Source organism: Opitutus terrae PB90-1 (genome assembly GCF_000019965.1).
GTDB classification, from domain to species: domain Bacteria; phylum Verrucomicrobiota; class Verrucomicrobiia; order Opitutales; family Opitutaceae; genus Opitutus; species Opitutus terrae.
Map to the genome: position 1 here is coordinate 988899 of NC_010571.1, position 24474 is coordinate 1013372.

The 24474-nt window shown below is 65.4% G+C and carries 19 protein-coding genes; 10 read left to right on the forward strand and 9 right to left on the reverse strand.

The annotated features are described in order from the left end of the window. Window positions 1-9: 9 nt before the first annotated feature. Window positions 10-423, reverse strand: coding sequence for a hypothetical protein (locus tag OTER_RS04095; RefSeq protein WP_012373638.1), 414 nt, complete (start codon window positions 421-423; stop codon window positions 10-12). Between the two features lie 175 nt (window positions 424-598). After that, complete coding sequence (locus tag OTER_RS04100; RefSeq protein ID WP_044892131.1) at window positions 599-1060, reverse strand: DUF5069 domain-containing protein; 462 nt, start codon at window positions 1058-1060, stop codon at window positions 599-601. 470 nt (window positions 1061-1530) lie between these two features. On the opposite strand from OTER_RS04100, the gene OTER_RS04110 reads away from it, so the two are divergent. The 3 genes from OTER_RS04110 (at window position 1531) to OTER_RS04120 (ending at window position 6185) form a co-directional block, all read left to right on the forward strand. Continuing rightward, window positions 1531-2919 carry a PQQ-dependent sugar dehydrogenase gene (locus OTER_RS04110; protein WP_012373640.1) on the forward strand — a complete coding sequence of 463 codons (1389 nt, stop codon included), beginning with the start codon at window positions 1531-1533 and terminating at the stop codon, window positions 2917-2919. 183 nt (window positions 2920-3102) lie between these two features. Continuing rightward, window positions 3103-4719 (forward strand): methyl-accepting chemotaxis protein, encoded by a 1617-nt coding sequence (locus OTER_RS23655; protein ID WP_012373641.1) that lies wholly within the window; start codon window positions 3103-3105, stop codon window positions 4717-4719. 140 nt (window positions 4720-4859) lie between these two features. Then, window positions 4860-6185 (forward strand): TrpB-like pyridoxal phosphate-dependent enzyme, encoded by a 1326-nt coding sequence (locus tag OTER_RS04120; RefSeq protein WP_012373642.1) that lies wholly within the window; start codon window positions 4860-4862, stop codon window positions 6183-6185. Between the two features lie 135 nt (window positions 6186-6320). Here OTER_RS04120 and OTER_RS04125 read toward each other — a convergent pair whose 3' ends face one another. After that, entirely contained in the window at window positions 6321-8498 is a 2178-nt protein-coding gene (locus OTER_RS04125) for a glycoside hydrolase family 3 N-terminal domain-containing protein (RefSeq protein WP_044891552.1), read from the reverse strand. Between the two features lie 339 nt (window positions 8499-8837). Here OTER_RS04125 and gdhA point away from each other — a divergent pair, with 339 nt between their 5' ends. Both gdhA and OTER_RS04135 read left to right on the forward strand, forming a co-directional pair. Then, a complete protein-coding gene (gdhA, locus tag OTER_RS04130; RefSeq protein ID WP_012373644.1) occupies window positions 8838-10181 on the forward strand; it encodes an NADP-specific glutamate dehydrogenase in 1344 nt (447 codons plus the stop codon). A gap of 274 nt (window positions 10182-10455) precedes the next feature. Then, a complete protein-coding gene (locus OTER_RS04135; RefSeq protein WP_012373645.1) occupies window positions 10456-13092 on the forward strand; it encodes a PEP/pyruvate-binding domain-containing protein in 2637 nt (878 codons plus the stop codon). Between the two features lie 120 nt (window positions 13093-13212). On the opposite strand, the gene OTER_RS23660 is transcribed toward OTER_RS04135, so the two are convergent. Next, window positions 13213-13920 carry a DUF933 domain-containing protein gene (locus OTER_RS23660; RefSeq protein ID WP_012373646.1) on the reverse strand — a complete coding sequence of 236 codons (708 nt, stop codon included), beginning with the start codon at window positions 13918-13920 and terminating at the stop codon, window positions 13213-13215. A 264-nt stretch (window positions 13921-14184) separates the two neighbouring features. Here OTER_RS23660 and OTER_RS04145 point away from each other — a divergent pair, with 264 nt between their 5' ends. After that, on the forward strand, window positions 14185-15168 hold the full coding sequence (locus tag OTER_RS04145; protein WP_012373647.1) for an aldo/keto reductase: 984 nt from the start codon (window positions 14185-14187) through the stop codon (window positions 15166-15168). Window positions 15169-15212: 44 nt separating this feature from the next. On the opposite strand, the gene OTER_RS23665 is transcribed toward OTER_RS04145, so the two are convergent. From OTER_RS23665 to OTER_RS04170, 5 genes are all read right to left on the reverse strand, one after another. Continuing rightward, window positions 15213-16496 carry an ATP-binding protein gene (locus OTER_RS23665; RefSeq protein ID WP_012373648.1) on the reverse strand — a complete coding sequence of 428 codons (1284 nt, stop codon included), beginning with the start codon at window positions 16494-16496 and terminating at the stop codon, window positions 15213-15215. Continuing rightward, on the reverse strand, window positions 16496-18451 hold the full coding sequence (locus tag OTER_RS23670; protein ID WP_012373649.1) for an ATP-binding protein: 1956 nt from the start codon (window positions 18449-18451) through the stop codon (window positions 16496-16498). Before OTER_RS23670 ends, OTER_RS23665 begins: the two co-directional genes overlap by 1 nt. 285 nt (window positions 18452-18736) lie before the next feature. Beyond that, window positions 18737-19138, reverse strand: a complete 402-nt coding sequence (locus OTER_RS04160) for an RNA-binding S4 domain-containing protein (RefSeq protein ID WP_044892137.1) — start codon at window positions 19136-19138, stop codon at window positions 18737-18739. A 76-nt stretch (window positions 19139-19214) separates the two neighbouring features. Continuing rightward, window positions 19215-19739: a DUF3016 domain-containing protein gene (locus OTER_RS04165; RefSeq protein WP_012373651.1), complete on the reverse strand. Its 525-nt coding sequence runs from the start codon at window positions 19737-19739 to the stop codon at window positions 19215-19217. 102 nt (window positions 19740-19841) lie between these two features. Next, complete coding sequence (locus OTER_RS04170) at window positions 19842-20609, reverse strand: BON domain-containing protein (protein ID WP_044891553.1); 768 nt, start codon at window positions 20607-20609, stop codon at window positions 19842-19844. 222 nt (window positions 20610-20831) lie between these two features. On the opposite strand from OTER_RS04170, the gene OTER_RS24920 reads away from it, so the two are divergent. The 4 genes from OTER_RS24920 (at window position 20832) to OTER_RS04190 (ending at window position 24453) form a co-directional block, all read left to right on the forward strand. After that, the gene (locus OTER_RS24920; protein WP_012373653.1) at window positions 20832-21107 is read left to right on the forward strand and encodes a hypothetical protein; all 276 of its coding nucleotides are present in this window, start codon (window positions 20832-20834) and stop codon (window positions 21105-21107) included. Window positions 21108-21190: 83 nt separating this feature from the next. Beyond that, window positions 21191-23125 carry a hybrid sensor histidine kinase/response regulator gene (locus OTER_RS04180; RefSeq protein WP_012373654.1) on the forward strand — a complete coding sequence of 645 codons (1935 nt, stop codon included), beginning with the start codon at window positions 21191-21193 and terminating at the stop codon, window positions 23123-23125. Window positions 23126-23128: 3 nt separating this feature from the next. Further along, window positions 23129-23788: a response regulator gene (locus OTER_RS04185; RefSeq protein ID WP_012373655.1), complete on the forward strand. Its 660-nt coding sequence runs from the start codon at window positions 23129-23131 to the stop codon at window positions 23786-23788. Between the two features lie 179 nt (window positions 23789-23967). Then, window positions 23968-24453, forward strand: a complete 486-nt coding sequence (locus OTER_RS04190; protein WP_044891555.1) for a gluconokinase — start codon at window positions 23968-23970, stop codon at window positions 24451-24453. Window positions 24454-24474 lie beyond the last annotated feature (21 nt).

Below are 24474 nucleotides of genomic sequence, written 5' to 3' on the forward strand. Positions count from 1 at the left end.
GGCTGCGGTTCAACCCTGCTTGCGCGAATGCGGGCGACGCTGATTGGCGCGACGAGCTTTTTGCCGTGGTTCGATGCCGATGCGCGGGTCGCGGGCCCGCACGCGCGTGACCAGCCACCCCGCATCGCGCTCGAAGGTCGCGGCCGATTCCGGCAAATAGAGCCATTTGCCGAGGATCGAGTGTTCGCGCAGCTCCGGGCGGTCCCCGACCAACGACGCGTGATGCTCTCGCAACGTGGGTACGAGCACGCCGCACCAAGGCTCGGTTTTCGCGGTGAGGTAGAGGACGAACCGGCCGTGCAGGTAAACCGCTTTCCCGCCGAACATCGATCGCACGACGAGCGTCGGCTCGTTTTCCAGCGGCTCGATGACCCACGCGAACGGGTGCACGACAGCAGCACGAGTGGCGAACAACTCACGCATGGCGCTCAGGAAATGTCACCGCCCGCGCACCCACGCGAATCGGCACGAATGCCGTCAGTCTTCGCAGCGCGGAAGTCCCCGCCCGCGCATGCTCGTCGGGCAATGGTGCAGCCCGCGGCTTCGAGATTCGCGTTCATTCGCGGGATTCGCGGGAGAACCGCCTGCTTGAGATCGTTCACTCGATCCGGCCCTCGTCGAAATCGATCAGATCGGGCACGCTCTTGATTTCGTCCACACGGTCTGCGCAGCCCATTGCAGTCAACGCCTCGCGCAGGAAATCCTGCCCCGCTGGCGTCATCCCTTTCTGCACCAGCTCGCGGTTCCACTTCGCCGCCCGCACCTCGGCAGGGAGCAGCGCTTTGAGCTTCTCCTCGATCTCGGCGTCCGTGGCAGATTCGAACACGATTTTTTCCACCGCAGCCGGATCAATGCCGAGGTGAAAGCAAAGAAACCGGTCCAACCCGCGCTTGTAGTTCTTCGCGTAGCTGGCCGGCAGCGCGCCGTGTGCTTTCACGTAACGGCATTTGGCCAGGAAGCGCGGCAGGTAGAGCAGCCCGGTGCCCGGATGCGGCAGATAGGGCGAAGGGAGCTCGGTCAAGACTTCGCCGGTGGAACCCGGGATCGGCTTCGATGGCATCCCTGCCCGATTGTCAGGGAGCTTCGTGAACGTCAACGCCCGCGCCGCCCGCGGTTGCACGAGCATCTTGCCCGTGGGGCTGCAACGTGCCCGGTCGCGACGCGGAGCGCCGGCCACGGGCGGCATGCCCGTGCCACATCCCCGCTCCCGCGCCCGTCCGGCCGCTTCGCCACGACCGATGTGATGCTACACCTGTAACACCACATCGGTCGTCGCCGCAGCGTGATCTCCGCTGGCGGTGCGACTCGTCTGGGGCAGCGCTTGGTAGACCGCGATGCCGCGGCTGCGCGGGAGAACCTGCGTCGCGACGGGGCAGGCTTCACGCAGCCGCGGACCGGGAAACGCCCGGGGAACGTCGCGCGGAGCCGACGGTCTGGCGACGTCCGCCCGCGGGCGGGAATGTGCATCTTCATCGCCCTCTCCGAACTTATCTCATTGCTCTCGTCTGGCTGGCTCTGCCGGAGCTTCCGATGGCTTCGGCGGCCGATCAAAGCCCCGGTCGGGACGTGAACCAACTTTACGCCGAACTGTGCAGCGGCTGCCACGGCGAGCGCATGGAAGGCGGCAAGGGCGGGAGCCTGATCGACGGTCACTGGCAGCACGGCGGCGACACCGAGGCGCTGCGTCGAAGCATCCGCGACGGTTATGCCGGCGCAGGCATGCCCTCATTCCGCGCCGCGCTCAACGACGCCGAGATCAGCACGCTCGTGAATTTCATCCACGAAACCGCCACGCGCACCGTCGAACCCGAGCCGAAGCAGGAGCGGCCACTGCCGGCAGGCGTGCAGCACAGCGAAGAGCACGCGTTTCGGATCGAACCGGTCGCGAGCGGATTCGATGTGCCGTGGTCGCTGACGTTCCTGCCGGACCGGCGCATCCTGGTCACTGAACGCGTCGGCCGGCTGCGCGTGATCGAAGCAGACGGCCAGCTCAACCCGGAGCCCGTGGCTGGGCTGCCGACGAACATTCTGGTCCGCGACGAAGCCGGGTTGATGTCGGTGGTCGCCGACCCCGATTACGCGCACAACGGCTGGATTTATCTCTCCTACAGCGACCGTGGTCCGAACGACACCGCGATGACGAAAATCGTGCGCGGCCGGCTGCGCCATGGTCGCTGGATCGACGAGCAGGAGGTGTTCGCCATCGACCCGCGCGACTACCTGCCGAGCTCCGTGCTGTTCGGCGGCCGGCTCGCGTTTGCCGGCGAGTATCTGTTCTTCAGCGTGGGTGAGCGTGGAATGGAGGAAGGCACCACCGGCCAGGCGCAGGACCTCCGCACCGCGAACGGAAAAATCCATCGCGTGTTTCATGATGGTCGGACCCCGCCTGACAACCCGTTCGTCGGGCGCGACGGCTCGCTCGGTTCGATCTGGGCCTACGGCGTGCGCAATCCGCAGGGCCTTGCGATCAACCCACGCGACGGCGCCGTATGGGAAACCGAGCACGGCCCGCGTGGCGGCGACGAGCTCAACGCCATCCGGCGCGGCGCAAACTACGGCTGGCCGGTGATCACCTACGGGATGAACTACGACGGCACGCCAATTTCCGACAAAACGGCAGCACCAGGCATGGAGCAGCCGGTGATCAACTGGACGCCGTCGATCGCGGTGAGCCAACTCGAGTTCTACACCGGCGATCGGTTCCCGCGCTGGAAAGGCAATCTGTTCATCGGCTCACTCGCGCAGCAGAAGTTCATCCGGGTCGTCGTGGACGGCGACCGCGTAGTGCACCGCGAGGAGGTGTTTCGAGGGCTGGGTCGCGTGCGCGATATCAAGACTGGTCCGGAAGGGAATCTGTACCTCGCGATCGAGCTGATCGGCAAGCCGGGCCGGATCGTGCGACTGGTGCCGGCGGGATAGTACGGCCGGTGCCGTGCGTCTATTAGCCGCCCGCGGCGGTGACGTCCGGCCCCTAATAGCCATGGCCCGACCTTCAAAGTCCGCCGGCGAAAGCCGAATACCAGCACCAAGGCCGATGTCCACGTAACGCGCGATGATTGCATTGATTGGGAATCCCGCCGCACCTGTCCGCCAGCCCCAACTATGCACACCTTCACTGTCGGAAAACGGATCACGTTCGGCTTTGCCCTGATCATATTGATCGCGGTCGGGATGGGCGCTCTCGCGGTCGAGCGCCTCCTGGTCATCCGCGACTCAGCACACGTGATTGTGGCGGATTGTCTGCCGGGAGCGTATTTAAGCGGACGGATTGAGACAGAGGTAACCAGCGCTGAAATGCATGTGCGCAAGCACATCCTAACCGAGGACGCCTCCGCGCTCGGCGAACTGGAAGCCGAGATCACGGCAAACCGCGATCGGGTCACGCAGCTTTATAAGGACTACGAAAAGACCGTCACGCTCGCGGAGGATCGGGAGTTGCTCAAGAAGGCGAATGCGTTCCGCCCCGGCTATCTGACGCGTCGCGACGCGGTGCTGGCGCTCAGCCGTGCAGCCAAGAAGAAGGAAGCCGCGGAAATGGCCGCCAAAGAGCTCGAACCGTATTTCGACACCTACATGGCTGCGGTCCAGGAGGTGGTTCAATTCAATCGCCGCAATGCGCAGGCGGATTCGGAGCAGATCACGACCGCCGTGCGAACGATGCAGCTCGCCATCGGAATGGCCGTGCTGATTGCCGTGGGTCTCGGCGCCTCGGCCGCGACCTACATCGTGCGCGGCATCAACCGGGCGTTGGGCGAAGTGGCTGATGCGATGCAGGAAAGCTCCGAACAAGTGGCGGCGGCGGCCAATCAAGTAGCCGCGTCGAGTCAGTCACTGGCCAGCGGTTCGGCCGAGCAGGCGGCGAGCTTGGAGGAAACGAGTGCCTCGCTCGAGGAGATGGCCAGCATGACCAAGCGCAACGCCGAAGGAGCACAACAGGCGAAGGAATTCTCCAGTCAGGCCCGCGTGGCCGCCGACTCGGGTGCGACCAACATGCACGCCATGAAGACGGCGATGGACGAGATCAAAACGTCTTCCAACGACATTTCCCACATCATCAAGACCATCGACGAGATCGCCTTTCAAACGAACATCCTGGCGCTCAACGCGGCGGTCGAGGCCGCCCGCGCGGGCGAGGCTGGGATGGGCTTCGCGGTGGTGGCCGAGGAGGTCCGCAGCCTCGCCCAGCGCTCGGCGCAGTCTGCGCGCGAGACCGCCGAGAAAATCGCGGTGGCGATCGCCAAGACGAATCAAGGCGTGCAGCTCTCCAACGTCGTCGCCCAGTCCCTCGATGAGATCGTCGAAAAATCGCGCAAGGTCGACGCTTTCGTCGCGGAGATTGCCACCGCATCCACGGAGCAGAATCAAGGTATCGGCCAAGTGAACAGTGCGGTCGGCCAAATGGATAAGGTGACCCAAAGCAATGCTGGCGGAGCTGAGGAAACCGCCGCCGCCGCCGAAGAACTCAGCGCGCAAGCAAAAGTCACCCGCGAAAATGTCGAACGTTTGCTCGAACTGGTGGGTCGCCGGGACGGAAAGGCAAACCGCCGCATGGACGCAGCTTTGGTGATCACGGCGCCAGCGTCTGGTGTTTCAGAGCAGCGGATGAACGGTGCAAGGGTTTCGGCTCCAACGGCACATCCTCCGCGGTCGGCCGCGAATCACGCGTTGGCGGAACACGGTAGCAATGGCGGAGCGAGGCGACGCGCGCCCGTCCGTTGAAGCTTTTGGCGATGGCCTCGCAGCCATCGCTCTTCCGTCGAGCACGCCGTTGCGGAACCGACCGTCCGCAATTCCGTCGTGACGCAGGCGGACGCGGGTGGTAAATGCACCGGCGTTTTTCCCCCAACGCCCCATTGCTCATGAGCCATCCGATCCAATTCCTGCTTCGCGCCAAAGAGATGCCGACGCACTGGTATAACCTGCTCGCGGATTTCCCCGAGCCGCTGCCGCCGCCGCTGCATCCGGGCACGAAGCAGCCCGCGACGTTGGACGACATGAAGGCGATCTTCCCGGAAAACCTGATCGCGCAAGAAATGAGCGCGGAGCGGATGATCGAGATTCCGCAGGAAGTGCGTGACGTTTACGCGCTCTACCGGCCCACGCCGTTGCTCCGCGCGGTTCGGCTCGAAAAGGCGCTCAAGACGCCGGCTCACATTTACTACAAATACGAGGGCGTCAGCCCCGCGGGCAGTCACAAGCCGAACACGGCGATTCCCCAAGCCTACTACAACAAGCTGGCCGGCACGAAACGGCTCGCGACCGAAACCGGCGCCGGCCAGTGGGGCTCGTCGCTCGCGATGGCCTGCCAGGTCTTCGGACTCGAGTGCACCGTCTACATGGTGAAGGTGAGCTTTCACCAGAAGCCCTACCGCAAACTGCTCATGCAGACCTATGGGGCCAAGGTTTACGCGAGCCCGAGCCGGCACACCGCCTTCGGCCGCAAAATGCTCGCGGAGAGTCCGGACTCGCCCGGCAGCCTCGGCGCCGCGATCAGCGAGGCGATCGAGGACACGATCAAAAACCACGACACGAAATACGCGCTCGGCAGCGTGCTGAACCACGTGTGTCTGCACCAGACGGTGATCGGCGAGGAAACGATGAAGCAAATGGAACTCGCCGGCGAGGAGCCCGACATCATCTACGGCTGCGCCGGCGGCGGCAGCAATTTCGCCGGTATCGCGTTTCCGTTCCTGCGCGAAAAAATTCAGGGGAAAAAGAAATTCCGCGTCGTCGCGGTCGAGCCCGCCTCCTGTCCGTCGCTCACCCAGGGCGAACTCCGCTACGATTTCGGCGACATGGCCGAGACCACGCCGCTGATGATGATGTATACGCTCGGCCACAAATTCATGCCGCCGAGCATCCACGCCGGCGGGCTGCGCTACCACGGCATGGCGCCGATGGTGAGCCACTGCAAAAAGCTCGGGTTGATCGACGCCGTCGCGGTGACACAGACGAAGGTCTTCGAAGCCGGCGTGCTGTTTGCGCGTTCCGAAGGACTCGTGCCCGCGCCGGAATCGTCGCACGCCATCGCCGCCGTTGTCGACGAGGCCATCAAGTGCCGCGAGGAAGGAAAGAAGCGCGTGCTCGTCTTCAATCTCAGCGGCAACGGTCTGCTCGATCTCGCAGCCTACGACACGTATCTGTCCGGCGAGATGCAGCACCCGACCAGCGGCGGCGGCGCGTGAGTCCGCTGACGCGGTAGGGCGGGCATTCCGCTGCCCGCCGGGAGGTCACTTGACACTCATGGCGCTCACAGAGTGAGCGCCCTACCTTGGCTGCCAGCGCTGCGAAGTGCAGCGTCGGATTCAGCCAGTTATGGCTCACTCCCGATATTCGAACCCGCCGACTTTTGGCGCAGTCGAGTCGCCGCCGACGAACACCTCGAACTCGCCTGCCTCCGGGGCGAACTTCATGTCGGCGTGGTGAAACGCGAGATCCATCGGTCGCAAGGTGAACGTCACGTCGCGTGATTCGCCGGGCTTCAGGGTGACACGCTGAAACCCTTTCAACTCGCGCACCGGCCGGGTGACCGAACCGGCGACGTCGCGCACGTAGAGTTGCACCACCTCGGTGCCTTCGCGCTTGCCTTCGTTGCTCAGCCGCACGCTCACCTGCTGCACGCCATCAGGCTGCAGCGTCTTGCTCCGCACCTTGGCCTTCGAGTAGTCGAATTTCGTGTAGGACAGGCCAAACCCAAACGGAAACTGCGGTGAGTTCGGCGAATCGACATAGCGGGACCGGAATCGGTAATCGGGATCCTTCGGATCGATCGGCCGGCCCGTCATTTTGTGATTATAGAAAATCGGCACTTGTCCCACGTTGCGCGGGAACGTCACCGGCAGTTTTCCCGACGGGTTGAACTTTCCCGTCAGCAAATCGACGACCGCCGGGCCGCCCATCGTGCCGGGAAACCACGCCAGCAGCAGCGCATCGACGTCCTCGACCACGGGTCCAAGCGCCAGCGGTCGGCCGGTCATCAACACGAGGACGACCGGCTTGCCGGTTTGCCGCAGTTCGTGGAGCAACTCCGCCTGCACGCCGGGGATGTCGAGACTCGTGCGGCTCGCCGCCTCGCCGCTGAGGAACCAACCTTCGCCCATCACGGCCACGACGACATCCGCCTGCTCCGCCGCCGCGATGGCCGCGGCGAAACCAGAGCGGTCGGGGCCCATCGTCTTCACCCCTTCGACGTAAGTGACGCGTTGCGGGAAGGCTTCCTCCAATGCGGTTTGAATCGAAATCGCCTCCTCCTCTTGGCCGCGGCCGCGCCATTCGCCCAGCAGGTCGCGCGTCGTATGCGCGAGCTGGCCGATCAGCGCGATCTTCGCGTTGGCCCGGAGCGGCAACGCGGCGTTTTCGTTCTTCAGCAGCACGCAGGACTTCCGCGCGAGATCCCGCGCCACCTCGAGATGTTCCGGTCGCAGCATCGTCTCTTTTTCGCGCTGCTCGTTGCTGTAACGATACGGATCCTCGAACAGCCCCAACCGGAACTTCGCCGCGAGAATGGCGGACACCGCCTCGTCGAGCCTCCGCTGATCGATCGCCCCCGCCTTGATCTGATCAGCCACCTGCGGGCCATAGATCCGGCCCTCCATGTCCATGTCGACGCCGGCGTTCAATCCCAGCCGCGCGGCTTCGGCCGGATCAGCGGCGATGCCGTGCGCGAGCAGTTCCTTGACGGACTGCCAATCGGAGACGACGAAGCCACTAAAACCCCACTCATGACGCAGCACGTCGGTCATGAGCCAGCGATTGGCCGACGCGGGCACGCCATTGAGATCGTTGAACGCCGCCATGAAGGAGCCGACCCCGGCGTCCACCGCCGCCTTGAATGGCGGAAAATAGATGTCGCGCAGCGTGATCTCCGGCACCTCGGTGGTGAAGTAGTCGCGACCGGCCTGGGCGGCGCCGTAGGCCGCAAAGTGCTTCGCGCACGCCAGCACCGTATCGAGTCGCGAAAGATCGTCGCCTTGGAACCCGTGCACCCGTGCCCGCGCGATCGCGCTGCCGAGCCAGGGGTCCTCGCCCGACCCCTCCATGACGCGGCCCCAGCGGGGATCGCGCGTGATGTCGACCATGGGCGCGAACGTCCAGTGAATCCCCGCCGCCGCAGTTTCGGTCGCAGCGATCCGTTCGGAGAGCTCGATCGCCGCGAGATCCCACGAGGCCGCCTGGGCGAGATTGATCGGGAAGATCGTGCGAAAGCCGTGGATCGTATCGAAGCCGAAGATCAGCGGGATCTTCAAGCGGGTGTGCTCGACGGCGAGTTGTTGCATCGCGCGCGTCTGCTCCGCGCCGACCGCGTTGAGGATGCTGCCACAGCGGCCGGCGCGGATTTCCTTGGCGACATCGGAGCGCGTCGCGGGACCGGTCTCGGCGCCCGGCTGGGAATACTGGATCAACTGGCCGATCTTTTCCTCCTGGGTCATCTGCGCGAGCAACGCCGCCACCTTGGCTTGCACCGTGGCTTCATCGAGTTGGGCGGCGGGAGCAGTCATGGCGGCAAAGACAGCGGGAATGAGCAACGCACGGTTCATGGCATCACGGTGACAAGCAACCGCGGCGCGGCAAGAGGCCGCCGCAGATGCAATTACCGGGAATTTCTCCGGCCCGGCCTTCGGCCATCCCCGGAGCATCTCGACCGGGGTGACGCCGCCGGCTTGCCATAACGAGCGTTGATCCCGCGCAGTAGCCCTCCAGCGAAGCCGGGCGGCCCAAGATTCCCTATTGTCGTCGCGAGCCGGGTCCCCAGTGTGCCCCGAGCAGCTTTCTGCTGCCCGCGGCGGACCTGGCGGTCTGATCCGCTGCGGCAATCCTTACCGCCTGTGATCATTGAAATGAACGAATACATTGCTGAGGTTCTAGATCTGGTGGCACGCCGGAACGCCGGTGAGCTCGAGTTTCTCCAAGCGGCACGCGAGGTACTCGAGTCACTCGGCCCAGTAATCGAACGACACAAGAAATACCGCGATAACCGCATCCTGGAGCGGATCGTCGAGCCCGAGCGGCAACTCATGTTCCGCATCGCGTGGCAGGACGACGCCGGCCGGGTGCAGGTGAATCGCGGCTTCCGCGTGCAGTTCAACAGCGCGATCGGCCCCTACAAGGGCGGTCTGCGCTTTCATCCCAGCGTCAATCTCGGCATTCTGAAGTTCCTCGGTTTCGAGCAGATCTTCAAGAATGCCCTGACTACGCTCCCCATGGGCGGTGGCAAAGGTGGCTCCGACTTCGACCCGAAGGGCAAGTCGGACAACGAAGTCATGCGCTTCTGCCAGAGCTTCATGACGGAGCTCTATCGCCATATCGGCGCCGACACCGACGTCCCCGCAGGGGACATTGGCGTGGGCGGCCGGGAGGTCGGCTATTTGTTTGGCCAATACAAGCGGCTGAGCAACGAGTTCACCGGCGTGTTCACCGGCAAGGGCCTGAAGTGGGGCGGCTCGCTGATCCGGCCGGAAGCGACCGGCTACGGCGCGGTCTACTTCGCCGAGGAGATGCTCAAGACCCGCAAGGAAGCCCTCGCGGGCAAGATCTGCACCGTCTCCGGTTCGGGCAACGTCGCCCAGTTCACCATCGAGAAACTGAATCAGCTCGGCGCCAAGGCCGTGACGCTGTCCGACTCCGATGGCTCGATCCACGATCCCGCCGGCATCTCGGCCGAGAAGCTCGCGTGGGTCATGGACCTGAAGAACAACCGTCGCGGCCGCATCAAGGAATACGTGGAGAAGTTCAAGGGCAGCAGCTACCTCGCGGGCCAGCGGCCGTGGGGCGTGAAGTGCGACTGCGCCTTCCCGAGCGCCACGCAAAACGAGATCGACACGAACGACGCGCAGACGCTGCTGAAGAACGGCTGCAAGCTCGTATCCGAGGGCGCCAACATGCCTTCGACGCCCGAAGCGGTGCACGCCTACCACGCGGCGAAGATTCTCTACGGTCCGGGCAAGGCCGCCAACGCCGGCGGCGTCGCCACGTCGGGCCTCGAGATGTCGCAGAATTCGATGCGGATGAGTTGGTCGCGTGAGGAAGTCGACCAGAAGCTCCACACGATCATGATCAACATCCACGAGAACTGCCGCGCCACGGCCGAGGAATACGGCGCGTCCGGCAACTACGTTCTCGGCGCCAACATCGCCGGCTTCACCAAGGTCGCCGACTCGATGCTCGCGCAGGGTCTGGTCTGACCGCATTGTCCGGTTGAAAGTTTCAGCCCGGGCGCCGGCGACGGCCCCGGGCTTTTTGCTGAAGAGTTCCGCGCCCGCAGAGGCTTCGCTCGCGACGCCCCGGGACGCACTTTCCTGCAAACCCACGGACGGGACGCCCGTGCCACGTGGCATGGGCGTCCCGCCCATGTCAGAAAGTGAGATGCGGCTCGGTGATGGCCAATTTGGATTGTGGGCTGGAAATCCTGCGCGCGCGTCCGTTGACTAAGCGTCGCGGCGTGTCCGCTTTGCTCCCATGTCTGCTCCCACTGCGCCTCTGCCTGCCACCGTCACCACCGGGCTGCTCGGTCTCGATCGCGTGCTTCACGGCATCGAACCCGGCGACAACATCGTCTGGGAGGTCGACTCGATCGAGGAGTACCACGAGCTGGTGCGGCCGTATGCCGCCGCGGCCAAGGCGGCGGGCCGGCATTTGATCTACTTCCGCTTCGCGACGCACGAGCCGATGCTGACGGAGGATTCCGGCGCGGAGATCCACCAGTTCGACTGCACCAAGGGGTTTGAAACGTTCGTCCGCCAGATTCACGGCGTGATCGAGCAGGCCGGCCGGGGCGCGATCTACGTTTTCGACTGTCTGTCGCACATCGCGGACACGTGGATGTCGGACCAGACTCTGGGCAATTTCTTCTCGCTCACCTGCCCGCGTCTCTGGGATCTGGAGACGGTCACCTATTTCGCGCTTTATCGCGATCACCACTCCGGTTACGCGATCGACGTCATCCGCGAGACGACGCAGTTCATGCTCGACGTGTTCCGGCTCGACCTGCGGCTCTACATCCGGCCGCTGAAAGTGCAGCACCGCTCCCAGGAGGTGATGAACACCATCCACGTGCAGCACGGCAGCGAGTTTCTGCCGGTGCGGGACAGCGCAGTCCTCGCACAGATCCTCTCGCGCACGCAGTGGCCGCGGCTGCAGAGCGATCGCAAGGTCGGCCATTGGCGCCGGCTGTTCCAGGAGGCGGAGCAGGTCGCGCAGGCGATCGCCCAGGGCAGCTGCACACAGGAGCGCCACGACGAGATCATGCGGCGGATTCGCTACGCGCTGCGCGTGCATCGCTCCGGCATCGCCCCGCTGGTCGAGCGGTTTCTCACGCTGCCGGACTTCCTCGCGATCCGCGACCGGATGATCGGCATCGGTTCGGTCGGCGGTAAAACGCTCGGGATGCTCGTCGCGCGGGCGATCCTGCGCGCGCGGGATCCGGACCTGGCCTCGCGGCTCGAAGTGCACGATTCGTTCTTCGTCGGGGCCGAGGTGTTCATCTCGTACCTCGTGCAGAACGGCGTGTGGTGGCTGCGGGAACAGCAGAAGAAATCCGATACGTTCCTGCGCGGGCTCGACGAAGGCCGCCGGCTGATTCTCGGCGGCCGTTTTCCCGCGCCCATCATGGAGCAATTCCAGGGCATGTTGGATTACTTCGGTGAGTCGCCCTACATCGTGCGTTCCAGCTCGATCCTCGAAGACGCCCGCGGCAACGCGTTTTCGGGCAAATACGAGAGCGTCTTCGTCGCCAACCGCGGCTCGCGCGAGGACCGGATGGCCGCGTTGCTCGAGGCGGTGCGCCGCGTCTACGCCAGCGTGCTCGATGAGGAAGCGCTGCGCTACCGGCTGCGGCGCGGTTTGCTCGAGAGCGAGGAGCGGATGGCGCTCCTGATCATGCGCGTGTCCGGCGCGCCGCACGGCCGGTACTACTATCCGCAGGCGGCCGGCGTGGCGCTCTCCTACAATCCGTTCGTGTGGCATCCCGACATCGATCCGCACGCCGGCATGCTGCGACTGGTGTTCGGTCTCGGTACACGGGCGGTCGACCGGTGCGACGATGACTATACGCGACTCGTGGCACTGAACGCGCCCGAGCGGCGCCCCGAGACAAACTTCGAAGAGGTGCGCGATCACTCGCAGCGGCGGATGGATTGTCTCGACCTGCGCTCGGGCACCTTCGTCTCGCTGCCGCTTGGCGACGTGCTCGCAGAGCGGCCGGAGTTCCAGGTCGACTACTATCTCACGAACACGGAGCCGGAGGGCTATCCCTGCATCACGTTCGACCGGTTGATCAAGGAGACGCAGGTGGCGGCGGATCTGCGACGGATGCTGGCCCTGCTGGAGGAAGCCTACGAGCACCCGGTCGACACGGAGTTCACATTGAATTTTCTCAACGACGGCACGTATCGGATCCACCTGTTGCAGTGCCGGACGTTCCAGGTTCGTCGCGAGAACGTGAACATGGTGCTGACCACGCACGCGACGCAGAACCGGCTGCTCGCGGCGCATGGCGCCGTGATCGGAGTCAGTCGCGAGCAGCGACTCAGCCGGATCATCTACGTCGTGCAGGACACCTACGCGCAGCTCGGCGAACGCGAGCGGTATGCCGTGGCGCGGCTAATCGGCCGGCTCAACCAGCAGCACCCGGAGGACGATCGCGGGTTGATGCTGATCGGGCCCGGCCGCTGGGGCACGCACAGCCCATCGCTCGGCATTCCGGTGGTGTTCGCGGAAATCAGCCGCGCATCGGTGATCTGCGAAGTCGTCGCGATGCACGAGCGATTGATCCCGGACGTGTCGCTCGGCACGCATTTCTTCAATGATCTGGTCGAGCACGACATGCTCTATCTCGCCTACTTCCCCAAGAAGACGAACAACTCGCTCGACGTGGACTGGTTCCGCAACGCGCCCAGCCGGCTGCTGGAGCTGGAGCCGAGCGCCAGTCAGATGGCGGATATCGTGCGAGTGATCGATTGCGACTCGATGGGCGGGCACGTCTGGCTGCGCGCGGACGCCACCGCGCAGGAAGCGATCGTATTTCGCACCGATGCCAGCCTGAGCACGGCGCAGGATCCCGCTCGCACGCCCGGACCGCAGGACGTGGCGTGGTGAGGAGCAGAGCGATGTTGTAGGGCCGCCGCTCGCCGGCGGCCGGAAAGCTGCGCGGAAGCACGGCTGGCGGCGGATTCGCCAAGCTCACCGCAGGCGAGCGCCAGCCCTACGCTGTCCTGTTCAACCGGTCTTGTTGAACCGGAAGTTCACGAGATCGTAGTCCTGCATCACGTACTGTTTCGTCTCCAGTCGCAGCTTGCCGGCGCGCTTGGCCTGCGTCTCGCCACCCGCCGTCACAAAATCGGCCCAGCCGATGATCTCAGCGCGAATGAACCCCTTGTGGATATCCGTGTGAATGGCGCCGCCCGCCTCCCAAGCCGTCGCGCCCTGGCGGATCAACCACGCGCGGTTTTCTTTGCCGCCGACCGTGAGAAATGAAATCCACCCTGTCGCCGCGACGGCTCTCACCAGGAGCGGGTCGGGTTGATTCACTTCTTCTGCCGTCGCGATCACGACCGGTTTGCGTGTGATCAGTCCGCTCGCGTTCACCGCTTCCCAATCGGCGGCGGTGTAGGCGCACGCGCTGAGGCAGCGGCCCGCCTCGAGGTCCGTTTTCATGCGTTCGAGCACCAGCTTCTCTGCATCGGTGGCATCGCGACCGAGCCGTGTCTCGACAAACTCCAGATCCTGCAGGACAAGCTCCAAGGCGCTGCTGTCCGTGGCGACAATGGCATCGCACTCGGCCAGCCCGTCGTCTCCCGTCACGTCCACCGCCGCGTAGGTCTTCTTGTCGGCCGCGACGAGCTTGTGGGCGGTGTCGAGCCGCGGGTCTTTGAGCGGATGTTTCCCCACGACGGTGCCGGGCACGCCGTAAAGACAGATTTTCATCGGCTGCGATTCGTGCGCGCAAAACGCCGCCGGCTCAAGGCCGGAAGACAAGGGACATCTGGGGCTTCGAGCGGATTCGCTGGCCGCTGCCGCTAAATTCAGCGCGAGGTTCGGGGCTGATCTCCGGCTGACGAGGGAGTCGGACTTCCATGCGGCGCGGACTAGCTGGCGGCGACCGAAGCCTCACGTTGCAGGTGACACTTTCGAGAGGGTGCGGGCGGGCGCTGCTTGATTTGCGGGCGAGGATTGGCACGTTCACGGGGCATGAAGATGCGCATTTTCGGCGGGACCGGTCGCAGCGTGGGCGAAGTGGGACTCGGCACGTGGCAACTCGGCGGCGGCTGGGGCAACGTAACCGAGGAGGCGGCGAGGGAGACCATGCGCGCGGCGGTGGACGCCGGCACCACGGTTTTCGATACCGCCGATGTGTATGGCGACGGCCGCAGCGAATCACTCATCGGCCGATTCCTGAAGGACACACGCGCGCCGATCTACGTGGCGACCAAGCTGGGCCGGTTCGGCTCACCGGGCTGGCCGGGCAATTTCACGCGGGACGCGATCCGGACGCACACGGAGGCATCGCTCAAGCGGCTCGGGGTCGAGGCGATCGATCTCACCCAGCTGCACTGCATCCCCTTCGACGTGCTGAAGCGCGGGGACGTGTTCGACCATCTCCGCGAGCTGAAGCAGGAGGGCAAGATTCGGGATTTCGGCGTGAGCGTCGAGTCGATGGAGGAGGCGCTCTTTTGTGCGCAGCAGCCCGGGGTGGCCGCGCTCCAAATCATTTTCAACGTGCTGCGTCAGAAGCCGGTGCACGTGCTGTTCGCCGAGGCCCGCCGCCGCCGGATCGCCCTCCTCGTGCGGCTGCCGCTGGCGAGCGGATTGCTCGGCGGCAAGATGACCAAGGCGACCACCTTCGCGGCCGATGACCACCGGAATTTCAATCGGGACGGCAAGATGTTCAATGTGGGCGAGACGTTCGGCGGATTGCCGTTCACGAAAGGCGTCGATCTGGCGGAGGCGTTGAAATCGTTCGTGCCCGCGGGGATGACCCTGCCGGAAATGGCGCTGCGCTGGTGCCTCGATTTCGAGGCGGTGAGCGTAATCATCCCGGGCGCGCGCAATCCCGAGCAGGCGCGCGGCAATGCGCGGGCGTCGGATCTGCCCCCCTTGTCGCCCGCGCTCCACGCGCAGCTCGGCGATTTCTACCTGCGCGAAGTCGAGCCGCACATCCGCGGCCCGTATTGACGCCCGCCTGACGCGGGCGGGGTGAACGCGAGCACGGCGCCGGCTTACCGCGCCGCCTCCAGGGCGGGAGCAGTTGACTGCAACGGCGCGGCCCGAGCGGTGAACGTCGCAGTCGTGCCCCGACCCGGTTGCGAACTCAACGTGAGTTCGCCGCCGAGCGACGTGGCGAGGCGTTTGGCCAGCGGGAGTCCGAGCCCGATCCCCGGCTGGCGGCGGGCCAGTCCACCGTCCACCTGCGCGAACGGCAAGCCGACCCAGCTGAGTTGTTCGGCGGTCATGCCGATGCCGGTGTCCTCAACGGTGAAGCAGAGCAAATCGGGTTCGCCGCCGACGTGCATCGTGATCGCCCCGCATTCCGTGAACTTGAGTGCATTGTCCGTGAGCGCGGTGAGGATCTGCCGGATCACGGGGGCCGGCGCGCGGAGCACGGCCGGCAGTGACGGCGCCACCTGCGTGCGCAGGGCGATGCCCTTGAGGCGCGCGCGGGCGCGGTAGGCGTTCGCGACCGGCGTGAGCAGATCGCCGGGGCTGCAGGGCAGCGGATCGAGCGCGAGCGTGCCGGCTTCCGCCTGGTTGAACGCCACGATCTGCTGCAGCAGCCGGTTGAGACTCTCGGCGCAGGTACGCACGTCGGCGAGGGACGAGGCCTGGTCCGCGTTGAGGGCGTCTTCGCTCATCAGCGCGAGCGAGCCCATGATACCATGCAGCGGGGTGAGCAGTTCGTGCGTGATGTTGGCCAGAAACTCGTTCTTCACCTGCACCGCATGCCGCAGCTGATCCGTGCGCACCGCGACGTGCTTCTCCAACGTGGCGAGCTGGAGCCGGGAGAGCCGCGTGAGGTGCCATTTTTCGGTGAGCGCCTGCGCGAGCTGGAGTACCTCGACCTTGTCGAACGGTTTTTTGAGCACCAGCCAGCGATCGCGCGCGGTCAGCGCCGCCTGAATTTCGTTCCAGCTCCGATCGGAATACGCGGTGCAAATCACCACCTGCACCTCGGGGTCGATTTCCCACAGCTTCGCAATGGTCGTGAGCCCATCCCAGCCCGGCGGCATGCGCATGTCGACGAAAGCGAGCGCGTAGGGACAGCCGGCAGCGACAGCGGCCGCGGCTTTCTCGCAGGCCTCCTGGCCCTGTTGGGCGTAGTCAAGTTGGAACGTGACGGACTCGCTCGGAGCGACGTCCGCAGCGGCCCCGAACAGCGAGGCGGCCTCGGCATCCAGCGTGCTGGCGGAACTCGTCGGCATGAGAATCCGCCGAAAATCGTCGTGAATCGCCAGATTGTCGTCGACGAGCAGGATGCGCCGGTTCGGTGGCAGCAGGACGTTCATCACGGGGCCGGCTTCGCCACAGGGAGCGTCAACGTGAACGTGGCGCCGAGGCCGGCGCCCGGACTCTCGGCCGTCAGATCGCCTCCCATTTCGCGCGCGGCGAGCACGCTCGCGTGCAGGCCATAGCCATGTCCACTGGGTTTCGTGGTGAATCCGTGTTGGAAGATTTTCGTGAGGTTTTCGGGCGCGATGCCCGGGCCGTTGTCTTCGACGGAAAGCGCAATCCGGTCATCGCGGACGGCCGCGACCTTCACGCGGATCTGGCGCTCGCCGGGCTTGATGACCTGCAGCGCGTCCTTCGCGTTCTTCAGCAGGTTGACGAGGATCTGCAGAACCTTGTGTCGGTCCGCCTTGACGGAAGCAGTCGGCTCGAACAAGCGGTCGAGCGCGATGCCGTGCCGGTCGAGCGATTCCGCGTTGAGCCGGAGGGCGTCTTCGAAGAGCTGCGCCGGTGGGATGGATTCCAGCACGCCGAACAGTTTCGTGGAGCCCTGCTGCGTCACGATGATTTCGCGGATGTGCTCGAAATGACGTACGAGTCCGTCGACGTCGGTGAGCAACTGCCGGTTTTCCGCGGCGAGATGCTCGTCGAGCTTCGCGAGGAAGTCCGGCAGCTTCTGACCGGCGGGGTCTTGCGCGAGAAATTCCGCGAGCCGCGGCTGTTCGCGTTGCAGCATCTCGACGACGCGATGCAGGTGCGTGAGCCGCGTGCCCTTCAACCGGTCCTGCACGTCGTGGACGATCAGGTTCACGCTCGTAAGCACGTTGCCGACGTTGTGCAGCACGCCGGTGGCGACTTCGGCCATGCCGGCTTGACGCGACGCGAGCATCAGCTGGCCGTGCAGCACGTCGAGCTCGCGTTCGGCGCGCTTCCGGACGCTGACGTCTTCGACCGTCCCCTCGGCCATCAATTCGGGCTCGCCGGGCGCGTTCTTCAGCCGCGCGTTGATGACCACGTGGAAGATCGTGCCGTCGAAATGGCGCAGCGTCGTGGCGAAGCCGCGGACCTCGTGCTCGTTCTCCAGCCGGTGCCAGAATCGTTCGCGATCGACGGTGGGAAAGATCCGGCCGTCGGCCAGGGAGATGATCGTGGGATCGAAATGGGCCGGCAATCCGACCATCCCGAGCAGGAAAGAATTGGCATACCGCACCACGCCGCTGCGGGTGGTTTCGAAGACGCCGATCGGGAGCCGCGCGAGGAGGTTGCGGTGGCGCTCCTCATTTTGGCGCAGCGCTTGCGCCGTACGTTCCCGCTCGGCGGTCTCAGCCTCGAGGTGCTTGGTGCGGTCGCGCACGCGTTGCTCGAGCTCTTCGAGCAGGAGTTGATGCTGCTCCTGCGCGCGGCAGGTTTCGCGCATCTCGCGGCGTCCCGCGAGGCCGGCCCAGATCAGCACGGCGGTCTCGAGCAGCAGCCAGAGATTGAACTCTGCCCCCGACCACGAACTCGGTGCCGCCTGGCTCAACGCCGCGTCGGACTGCCACAGCGGCGTCAGCATCAGGTGGCTGATCGCGACGGCGGCGGCGATCACCAGCACACGCCAGTCGCGATACAGCGAGAGAAAGGCGATCGCCACGAAGAAACAGAAGTACATTTCCAGCCGCCCGGCCGTGAGCTGCACGAAGAGCGCGCAGAATCCGATCTGCGCGAGGGCGACGCCGCAGCGGCTGGCGAACGTGAACGGCCGCCAGCGGATGAGTGCAATGGCGAGTCCGGCGAAAACAGAGCCTCCGACCGCGGCCAGCGGCCAGGCGGCCGGGCTGGGGAACAGGAGGGCCAGCACGAGCGCTGCGACCCATTGGCCAACCAGCAGCCAGAGGAACAGCCGGTGGGCCCGTGCGATCACCCGTTGCCCATAGGCGACGAACAGCGCGTGCATGCGCGACGTGCCCGGAGGCGCCGCGGTCGTGGCGGGGCTTGCAGCGGGAGGAGCAGCGACGGGAGCGGAGATGCTCATACGCCCCTCCCCGGTGTGGTATGACGAAAGCGGCACAACGTGCTCGCACCGCGAAGCCCTTGCGGGCTCGGCGAGCACGACACGGCTCCGACACGATCAGGCCTCGCCGTCGGCACGACAGCGAAGCCAAGCACTGCATGGCCTTTCATCCGGGCGGTTCTTCGGCACAATTTCCCGGTCAATTAAGCGGTTAGTCGCCGTAAGGCTGCGGCTATTCGAGCAGTTGCAGGAGGCCTTCGCCAACGGCTTGGCTTGCCGTCTTTGGCCTTTCGCGATCTTAGCGGTTCAGCGGCCGAGCAACTGGTCAAGAGCGCGGCGGTCGCGTTTGGTCGGGCGCCCCAAACCCTTCTCCCGCGCGAGCATGTGCTGCAACCGCTGCTCGCGGGCCTTTTCGAACTCTGCTGCGGGCGTGAGATCGGCGCAGAACCGCGCGACCAGCGCCGCGCCGACACGGCTTCGCGGCACGTCCACCACGCGCAAGGTTCGGGTAATCAGGCCCTGCCGAACGCACACCAGTTCTCCGGCGTGCACCTCGCGGGCGGGCTTGGCGCGTTGACCGCCGATCTCCACGCTGCCGGCACGGCACGCATGACTCGCGAGCGAGCGGGTCTTGTAAAGCCGGACGGCCCAAAGCCAGCGGTCGAGCCGCGCCGGCCCAGAGTCGGGCGAAGTATCGGGTTCGGGCAACAAGGACGTTTTTGAAAACGAAACCGCCGCGAATCTGCCGAGACTCGCGGCGGCAAGCAAATGGTTTTGCGAAAGCCTACTTCTTGTTCGGCCGGAATTCGCTGCTGATCCAGCGATCCAGCAGATCCTTCTCGTAGATGCGCGGATCGTCGCGGTTCACCGCGTGGAGGTTCATCATGAAAGTCAGGTCGGACAGCTTGCGCGTGCCTTCCTTGATTACGGCTCCACTGGCGTCCGTCAGCCTAAAGCTGAGCTCGATCCGGGGGGGATAAATATCCTTCACGAACCGCGCATCGCTCATCCGCGGGGTCCGCCACGGTTCCACTTCGCCCGCAAGGTCGACGTCCGTGATCGTGACGGACAGCTTCTGCCCCTCGGGCACGAACCGGGTCGCTCGACGCTCGATGTACTGGCGCAACTCCTGCAGGTTGGCCTCGCGACCAAAGTCGGAGCCGCGTTGTGCGTCAGCAGCATCGGTGAATTTTTCGGGATCGGTAAAGGTGACTTCGACGCGAGACGGCGTCTTCGGGTCTGCAGCCGAGAGAACGGCTGCCGCAGTCACCGCAAGGAAAACAGAGAGGGTTAGCCGTGTGGTTTTCATGGTGCGCTATGTGACGGAACCTACCACAAAAAGTTTCAAGTGCGAGCTTGTGACGGATGGGGCGTCGACCGCGACAGCGCACCGGAGGGCTTCGCCGGGCGCCTATTCGGCCGCCGAGACCACCATTTGATTGGCGACGGCACGCACGCCGCGAATTTCCCGCGCCACCCTGCTGACGAGGTCCTTTTCTGCGCGGGAGCGGGCGGTGCCGCGGATCGTCACCGTGCCTCCGGCGGTCTCGACCCGGGTCTGCAAAGCCAGGCCGGGATCGCGCGCCAGCAGCGCCGCCTTCACCTGAGCCGTCACGCTGCCGTCGTCGTCGATTGTTTCGGGCGTTGCGGACGCCGCGCCGGCGCGCGGCGCGGTGTCCGCGGACCGCACGATCATTTGGTTGCGCACTGCGCGCACGCCCTGCACGCCGCGGGCATACGATTCCGTCAGCTCTTTCTGCGCCTCGCTCTCGGCGGTGCCCGCCAAGGTCACCACTCCGTCGTGCACGGAAACGTCGGTGTTCGCAGCGCTGACCTTTGAGCGAATCAGCAGAAGGCTCCGGATTTTCAGCGCCATCCACCCATCCGAGCGCTCCTGATCCGGTTCGCTCACATCGAGGTGATTCAGCACCTCGACCACGCCCGGAAGGCTGCGGACCGTGTCCTCGGCGAGCGCCTTTTGATCACGATCGAGCACGGTGCCGGAGAGCGTCACGACGCCTTCGTTCACCTCCACCTTCACCCGGTTGCCGAGCACGGCCCGAAAATTGTAGGACGACTGGGCGGCGGCTTCGATTTTCTGATCCATCGCGGGATCGGCCGAAGCCGCCGAAATGAACAGCGTCAGCATGAAGGCGGCGAATCGGAGCGGGCGTGGCATGAGTCTTTGGACACCTGCTGCACAGCGTTGCGGGTGCCAACCGACCACGTCGCCGCACAAGCGGTTGAATGCGAATGCGGTGGCCGAGCGGGCCACGCGGTCCCGGCCATGGGTTTTCCCGTGAATTGCACGGCGGTGAGTTGCGCCGCTCGCAAATCGCACGGTTCGCGCTTGGCCGCCGTCGCTTGCGTTTCGACCGCGGCGGCTAAGGTGAGCCGCTGCATGTTTCACAATCTGCTCCAGGCCGTCTCCGGGCGTCCTCCGCCCGAAAGCAGCTGTCGCTTCATTGAGGAAGTCCGGCTGGTGGAGCAGATCCGCGCGCCCCATCCGGGCGTCGAGAAGCTGATCCTGGGCTGCTGGCTGGCGATCGCCGGCAAGTGCGCGCTGGTGGTCTGGCTGATCGACAAATACCACATGGGATTCAGCCCGCTGTGGGTGAACGCGCCGACGGTCGGCTGCGGGCTGATCTGCACCGCCCTTTATTTTTTGCACGACTGAGCCGTTCGGCGCTGCGGGGGCCGTGACGGTGCGGGCGACTTGCGGGGTTGCAGTCCCGGCGTTCGACCGCAGACACTCGCGTCATGCGTCCTGGTTTTCGCGTGCTCTACGCCGAGGACAACCCCCTCGACGCGGATTTGACGCGGGCGCATTTCACGCGCGTGGCCCCGGAGATCACGCTCGAGGTGGTGGACCGGGCGGAGGAATTCATCACGCGCGCACGGGCCCGGCGGCACGCGGCCCTGCTCATCGACCGGCGGGTACGGGACATGGATGCCCTCGAGGTGCTGAAGCTGCTCGCACTGGAGAGCATCGATACACCGCTCGTGCTCATTGGGGGGATCGGCGACACGGAGTTTGCCGCGCAGGCGCTGCGACTCGGGGCCGACGATTTCGTGTCGCGCCGCCTTGGTTATCTCGAGTCGCTCCCGCAGCGGCTGCGCGACGCGATCGAACGACACCGGCTGCAACCGGCGTTGGCGCGCGCGCGTTCGCGCCCGCGGCGGATTCTGCTGGTCGACGACGATCCCGCGGAGGCGGAAATGCTGGTGCGGCTGCTGGCGCGCCGCGCGCCGCACCTCGCGATCAAAACCGCGGCCAATCGGAGCAGCGGGCTCGAGGCCCTGGTCACCGGCGAGGAATACGACCTGGTGCTCGGTCTGCACCGGCCACCGGCCAACGACTGCTTCGAACTGATCAAGACGGCGCGCGATCGCGGTTTTCACCTGCCGATCATCGTGCTGGCCGATTCCTCGGCGGAGGAAGCAGTGGCCGCCGCCTTCAGTCATGGTGCGAGCGATTTCGTCGTCGCGCCGCGACGGCACGCGGCGGAGCTCGCGCTGCGCATCGATCTCGCGATCGATCGGCACGAACTCGCCGTGGCCGGACTGCGGGCCCGGACGGAGCTGGCGGACCGGCGACAGCTGCTCGCCGCGCTCGGGGCGAGCGATCAGCGGCTGAAGACCGCGCTCGAGGCGGGCCGGATCGGTTTGTGGTCGTGGGAGGTGGGCACGGGGCACATGGAGTTCTCCGCCCGCTGGAAGGCGCAGATCGGCTATGCGGAAAACGAGATCGGCGAGGACGCGGCCGAGTGGTTCTCGCGCTGTCACCCCGATGACCTCGCGAACCTCCACACGTTGACCGCCCGCTATCTCGCCGCGCCGTGGCCGGACTTCAACGTCGAGTATCGGCTGAAACACAAGGACGGCAGCTGGCGGTGTTTTCTGCTGCACGCCGCGCTGGAAACGGACGACCCGGGCGAGCCGCGGCGGATGGTCGGCGCACAGATCGATGTGACGCAGTTGAAGCAGCAGCAAGCGGACATCGCGAGCACGTCGGCACGACTGCAGCAGCTGTCGCGGCGTTTGCTCAACGTGCAGGAAATGGAGCGACGCAGCCTCGCGCGGGAGCTGCACGACGAGATCGGGCAGGTGCTGACGGTGGCCAAGATCCATCTGCAATCCACCGTGCTGCTGCCGGAATGCGGCCGCGTTGCCGGGCGGCTGAAGGAGCCCGTGGCGCTGCTCGACCGGTTGCTCGCCCAAGTTCGTTCGCTTTCGCTCAATCTGCGTCCACCGCTGTTGGACGATCTCGGACTCGTTCCCGCGTTGCACTGGTTGTTGCACCAGCACCAATCACACACCGGCGGTCCCCGCGTGCACCTCGCGACGGATCCCGAGCTGGCGCGGTTCGACCCGACCCTGGAAACCGCCTGCTTCCGCATCGCGCAGGAGGCGCTCACCAACGCCCTGCGGCACGCCCGGGCACAAGGGGTGCATTTGACGCTGACGGTGCAGGATCAGAAACTCCGGCTGCGGGTGCAGGATGATGGCGTGGGCTTCGACGCCACGAGTGCGCGGGGGCGCGCGGAACGAGGCGGCAGTCTCGGGCTGCTGGGCATGCACGAGCGGGCGTTGCTCGCCGGCGGCACTCTTACCCTGCTCTCCGCACCGGGACGCGGCACCGAGATCGAAGCGATTTTTCCGCTGTCCATCCCCCCCGGATCTCGGCTAGTTTGAGGCGTGCCTGCTCCTCTGAAAATAGTTTTGGCGGACGATCATGCGCTGGTCCGTGCGGGCATCCGCACGCTGCTCGAGAAACTGCCGGGGGTGACCATCGTCGGCGAGGCGGGCGACGGGCGGGAAACGGTCACGCTCGTCCACACCTTTGCCCCCGATATCGCGATCATGGATATCACCATGCCGGGGCTGAACGGCTTCGACGCGACGGCACGCATCGCGCGCGAGCATCCCCGCACGAAGGTGCTCATCCTGTCGATGCACACCGCCGAGGATTACGTGCTGCAGGCGTTGCGCGCCGGCGCCACCGGCTATTTGCTCAAGGACGCCGCCACGGCCGAGCTGCAGCTGGCGCTCAATGCCGTGCGCAAAGGCGAAACCTACCTGAGCCCGTCGATTTCCAAGAGCGTGCTCGCGCGGTTCCGGCAGCAGGAACAGGACCCGCGCGCGGAACCGACCAAGGCACTCACGCCGCGGATGCGCGAAATCGTCCAGCTGATCGCGGAGGGGCGCAGCACGAAGGAAATCGCGTTTCTGCTCAACCTGAGCGTGAAGACGATCGAGACGCACCGGATGCACCTCATGGCGCGGCTCGGTTTGCATGATGTCGCCGGGGTGGTGCGCTACGCCTTGCGGACGGGATTGATTTCGGCGGACCATTGAAGCCGGGGCGGATCCGGCCGCGGTCCGCGGCACGTTTGCGTGGCGCGCGGGTTGAAATGCGACGTCCTCCTGCCACTGTCGTGGTTGGACCGTCGACGCATGCCTGCCCCATTCCACCTCGTGAACCACCTCGCGGATCCTGCTGACAGCCGCAGGAAGCCATCGCGGACCGCACATCCATGATCATTCTGCTGATGGGCGTGTCGGGCAGTGGCAAGACGACGGTGGGCAAGCTGCTCGCCCGCGAACTCGGCTGGAGCTTCGCCGACGCCGATGATTTTCATTCGGCAGCCAACAAGGCCAAGATGGCGGCGGGGCACCCGTTGAACGACGCGGACCGCGCGCCCTGGCTCACAGCGCTGCGACAGCATATCGAGGAGTGCCTCGCCTCCGGGAAGAATGTGGTGATCGCGTGCTCGGCGCTGAAAGCGAGCTATCGAGCCCAGCTGCGCGGCAATTCCGACGCGATAAAGTGGGTACACCTGCACGGCTCGCCGGAGCTCATCCGCTCGCGTCTGGCGTCACGATCCGGCCATTACATGCGGGCGCAGATGCTCGACAGCCAACTCGCGACCCTGGAGCCGCCCAAGCATGCGCTCACCGTCGACGTCGCTGCGACCCCGGCGGAAATCGTCGACCAAATCCGTCGCGCCCTGCATCTCTAGCGCGATCCGGCGAAGGTGCGC

Coding starts and splice junctions, on each gene's coding strand:
- OTER_RS04165 (WP_012373651.1), bottom strand. CDS start 19,739: ATGAAAACCACACGGCTAACCCTCTCTGTTTTCCTTGCGGTGACTGCG.
- OTER_RS04135 (WP_012373645.1), top strand. CDS start 10,456: ATGTCTGCTCCCACTGCGCCTCTGCCTGCCACCGTCACCACCGGGCTG.
- OTER_RS04120 (WP_012373642.1), top strand. CDS start 4,860: ATGAGCCATCCGATCCAATTCCTGCTTCGCGCCAAAGAGATGCCGACG.
- gdhA (WP_012373644.1), top strand. CDS start 8,838: ATGAACGAATACATTGCTGAGGTTCTAGATCTGGTGGCACGCCGGAAC.
- OTER_RS23665 (WP_012373648.1), bottom strand. CDS start 16,496: ATGAACGTCCTGCTGCCACCGAACCGGCGCATCCTGCTCGTCGACGAC.
- OTER_RS23670 (WP_012373649.1), bottom strand. CDS start 18,451: ATGAGCATCTCCGCTCCCGTCGCTGCTCCTCCCGCTGCAAGCCCCGCC.
- OTER_RS04170 (WP_044891553.1), bottom strand. CDS start 20,609: ATGCCACGCCCGCTCCGATTCGCCGCCTTCATGCTGACGCTGTTCATT.
- OTER_RS23655 (WP_012373641.1), top strand. CDS start 3,103: ATGCACACCTTCACTGTCGGAAAACGGATCACGTTCGGCTTTGCCCTG.
- OTER_RS23660 (WP_012373646.1), bottom strand. CDS start 13,920: ATGAAAATCTGTCTTTACGGCGTGCCCGGCACCGTCGTGGGGAAACAT.
- OTER_RS04125 (WP_044891552.1), bottom strand. CDS start 8,498: ATGACTGCTCCCGCCGCCCAACTCGATGAAGCCACGGTGCAAGCCAAG.
- OTER_RS04180 (WP_012373654.1), top strand. CDS start 21,191: ATGCGTCCTGGTTTTCGCGTGCTCTACGCCGAGGACAACCCCCTCGAC.
- OTER_RS04110 (WP_012373640.1), top strand. CDS start 1,531: ATGGCTTCGGCGGCCGATCAAAGCCCCGGTCGGGACGTGAACCAACTT.
- OTER_RS04100 (WP_044892131.1), bottom strand. CDS start 1,060: ATGCCATCGAAGCCGATCCCGGGTTCCACCGGCGAAGTCTTGACCGAG.
- OTER_RS24920 (WP_012373653.1), top strand. CDS start 20,832: ATGTTTCACAATCTGCTCCAGGCCGTCTCCGGGCGTCCTCCGCCCGAA.
- OTER_RS04145 (WP_012373647.1), top strand. CDS start 14,185: ATGAAGATGCGCATTTTCGGCGGGACCGGTCGCAGCGTGGGCGAAGTG.
- OTER_RS04095 (WP_012373638.1), bottom strand. CDS start 423: ATGCGTGAGTTGTTCGCCACTCGTGCTGCTGTCGTGCACCCGTTCGCG.
- OTER_RS04190 (WP_044891555.1), top strand. CDS start 23,968: ATGATCATTCTGCTGATGGGCGTGTCGGGCAGTGGCAAGACGACGGTG.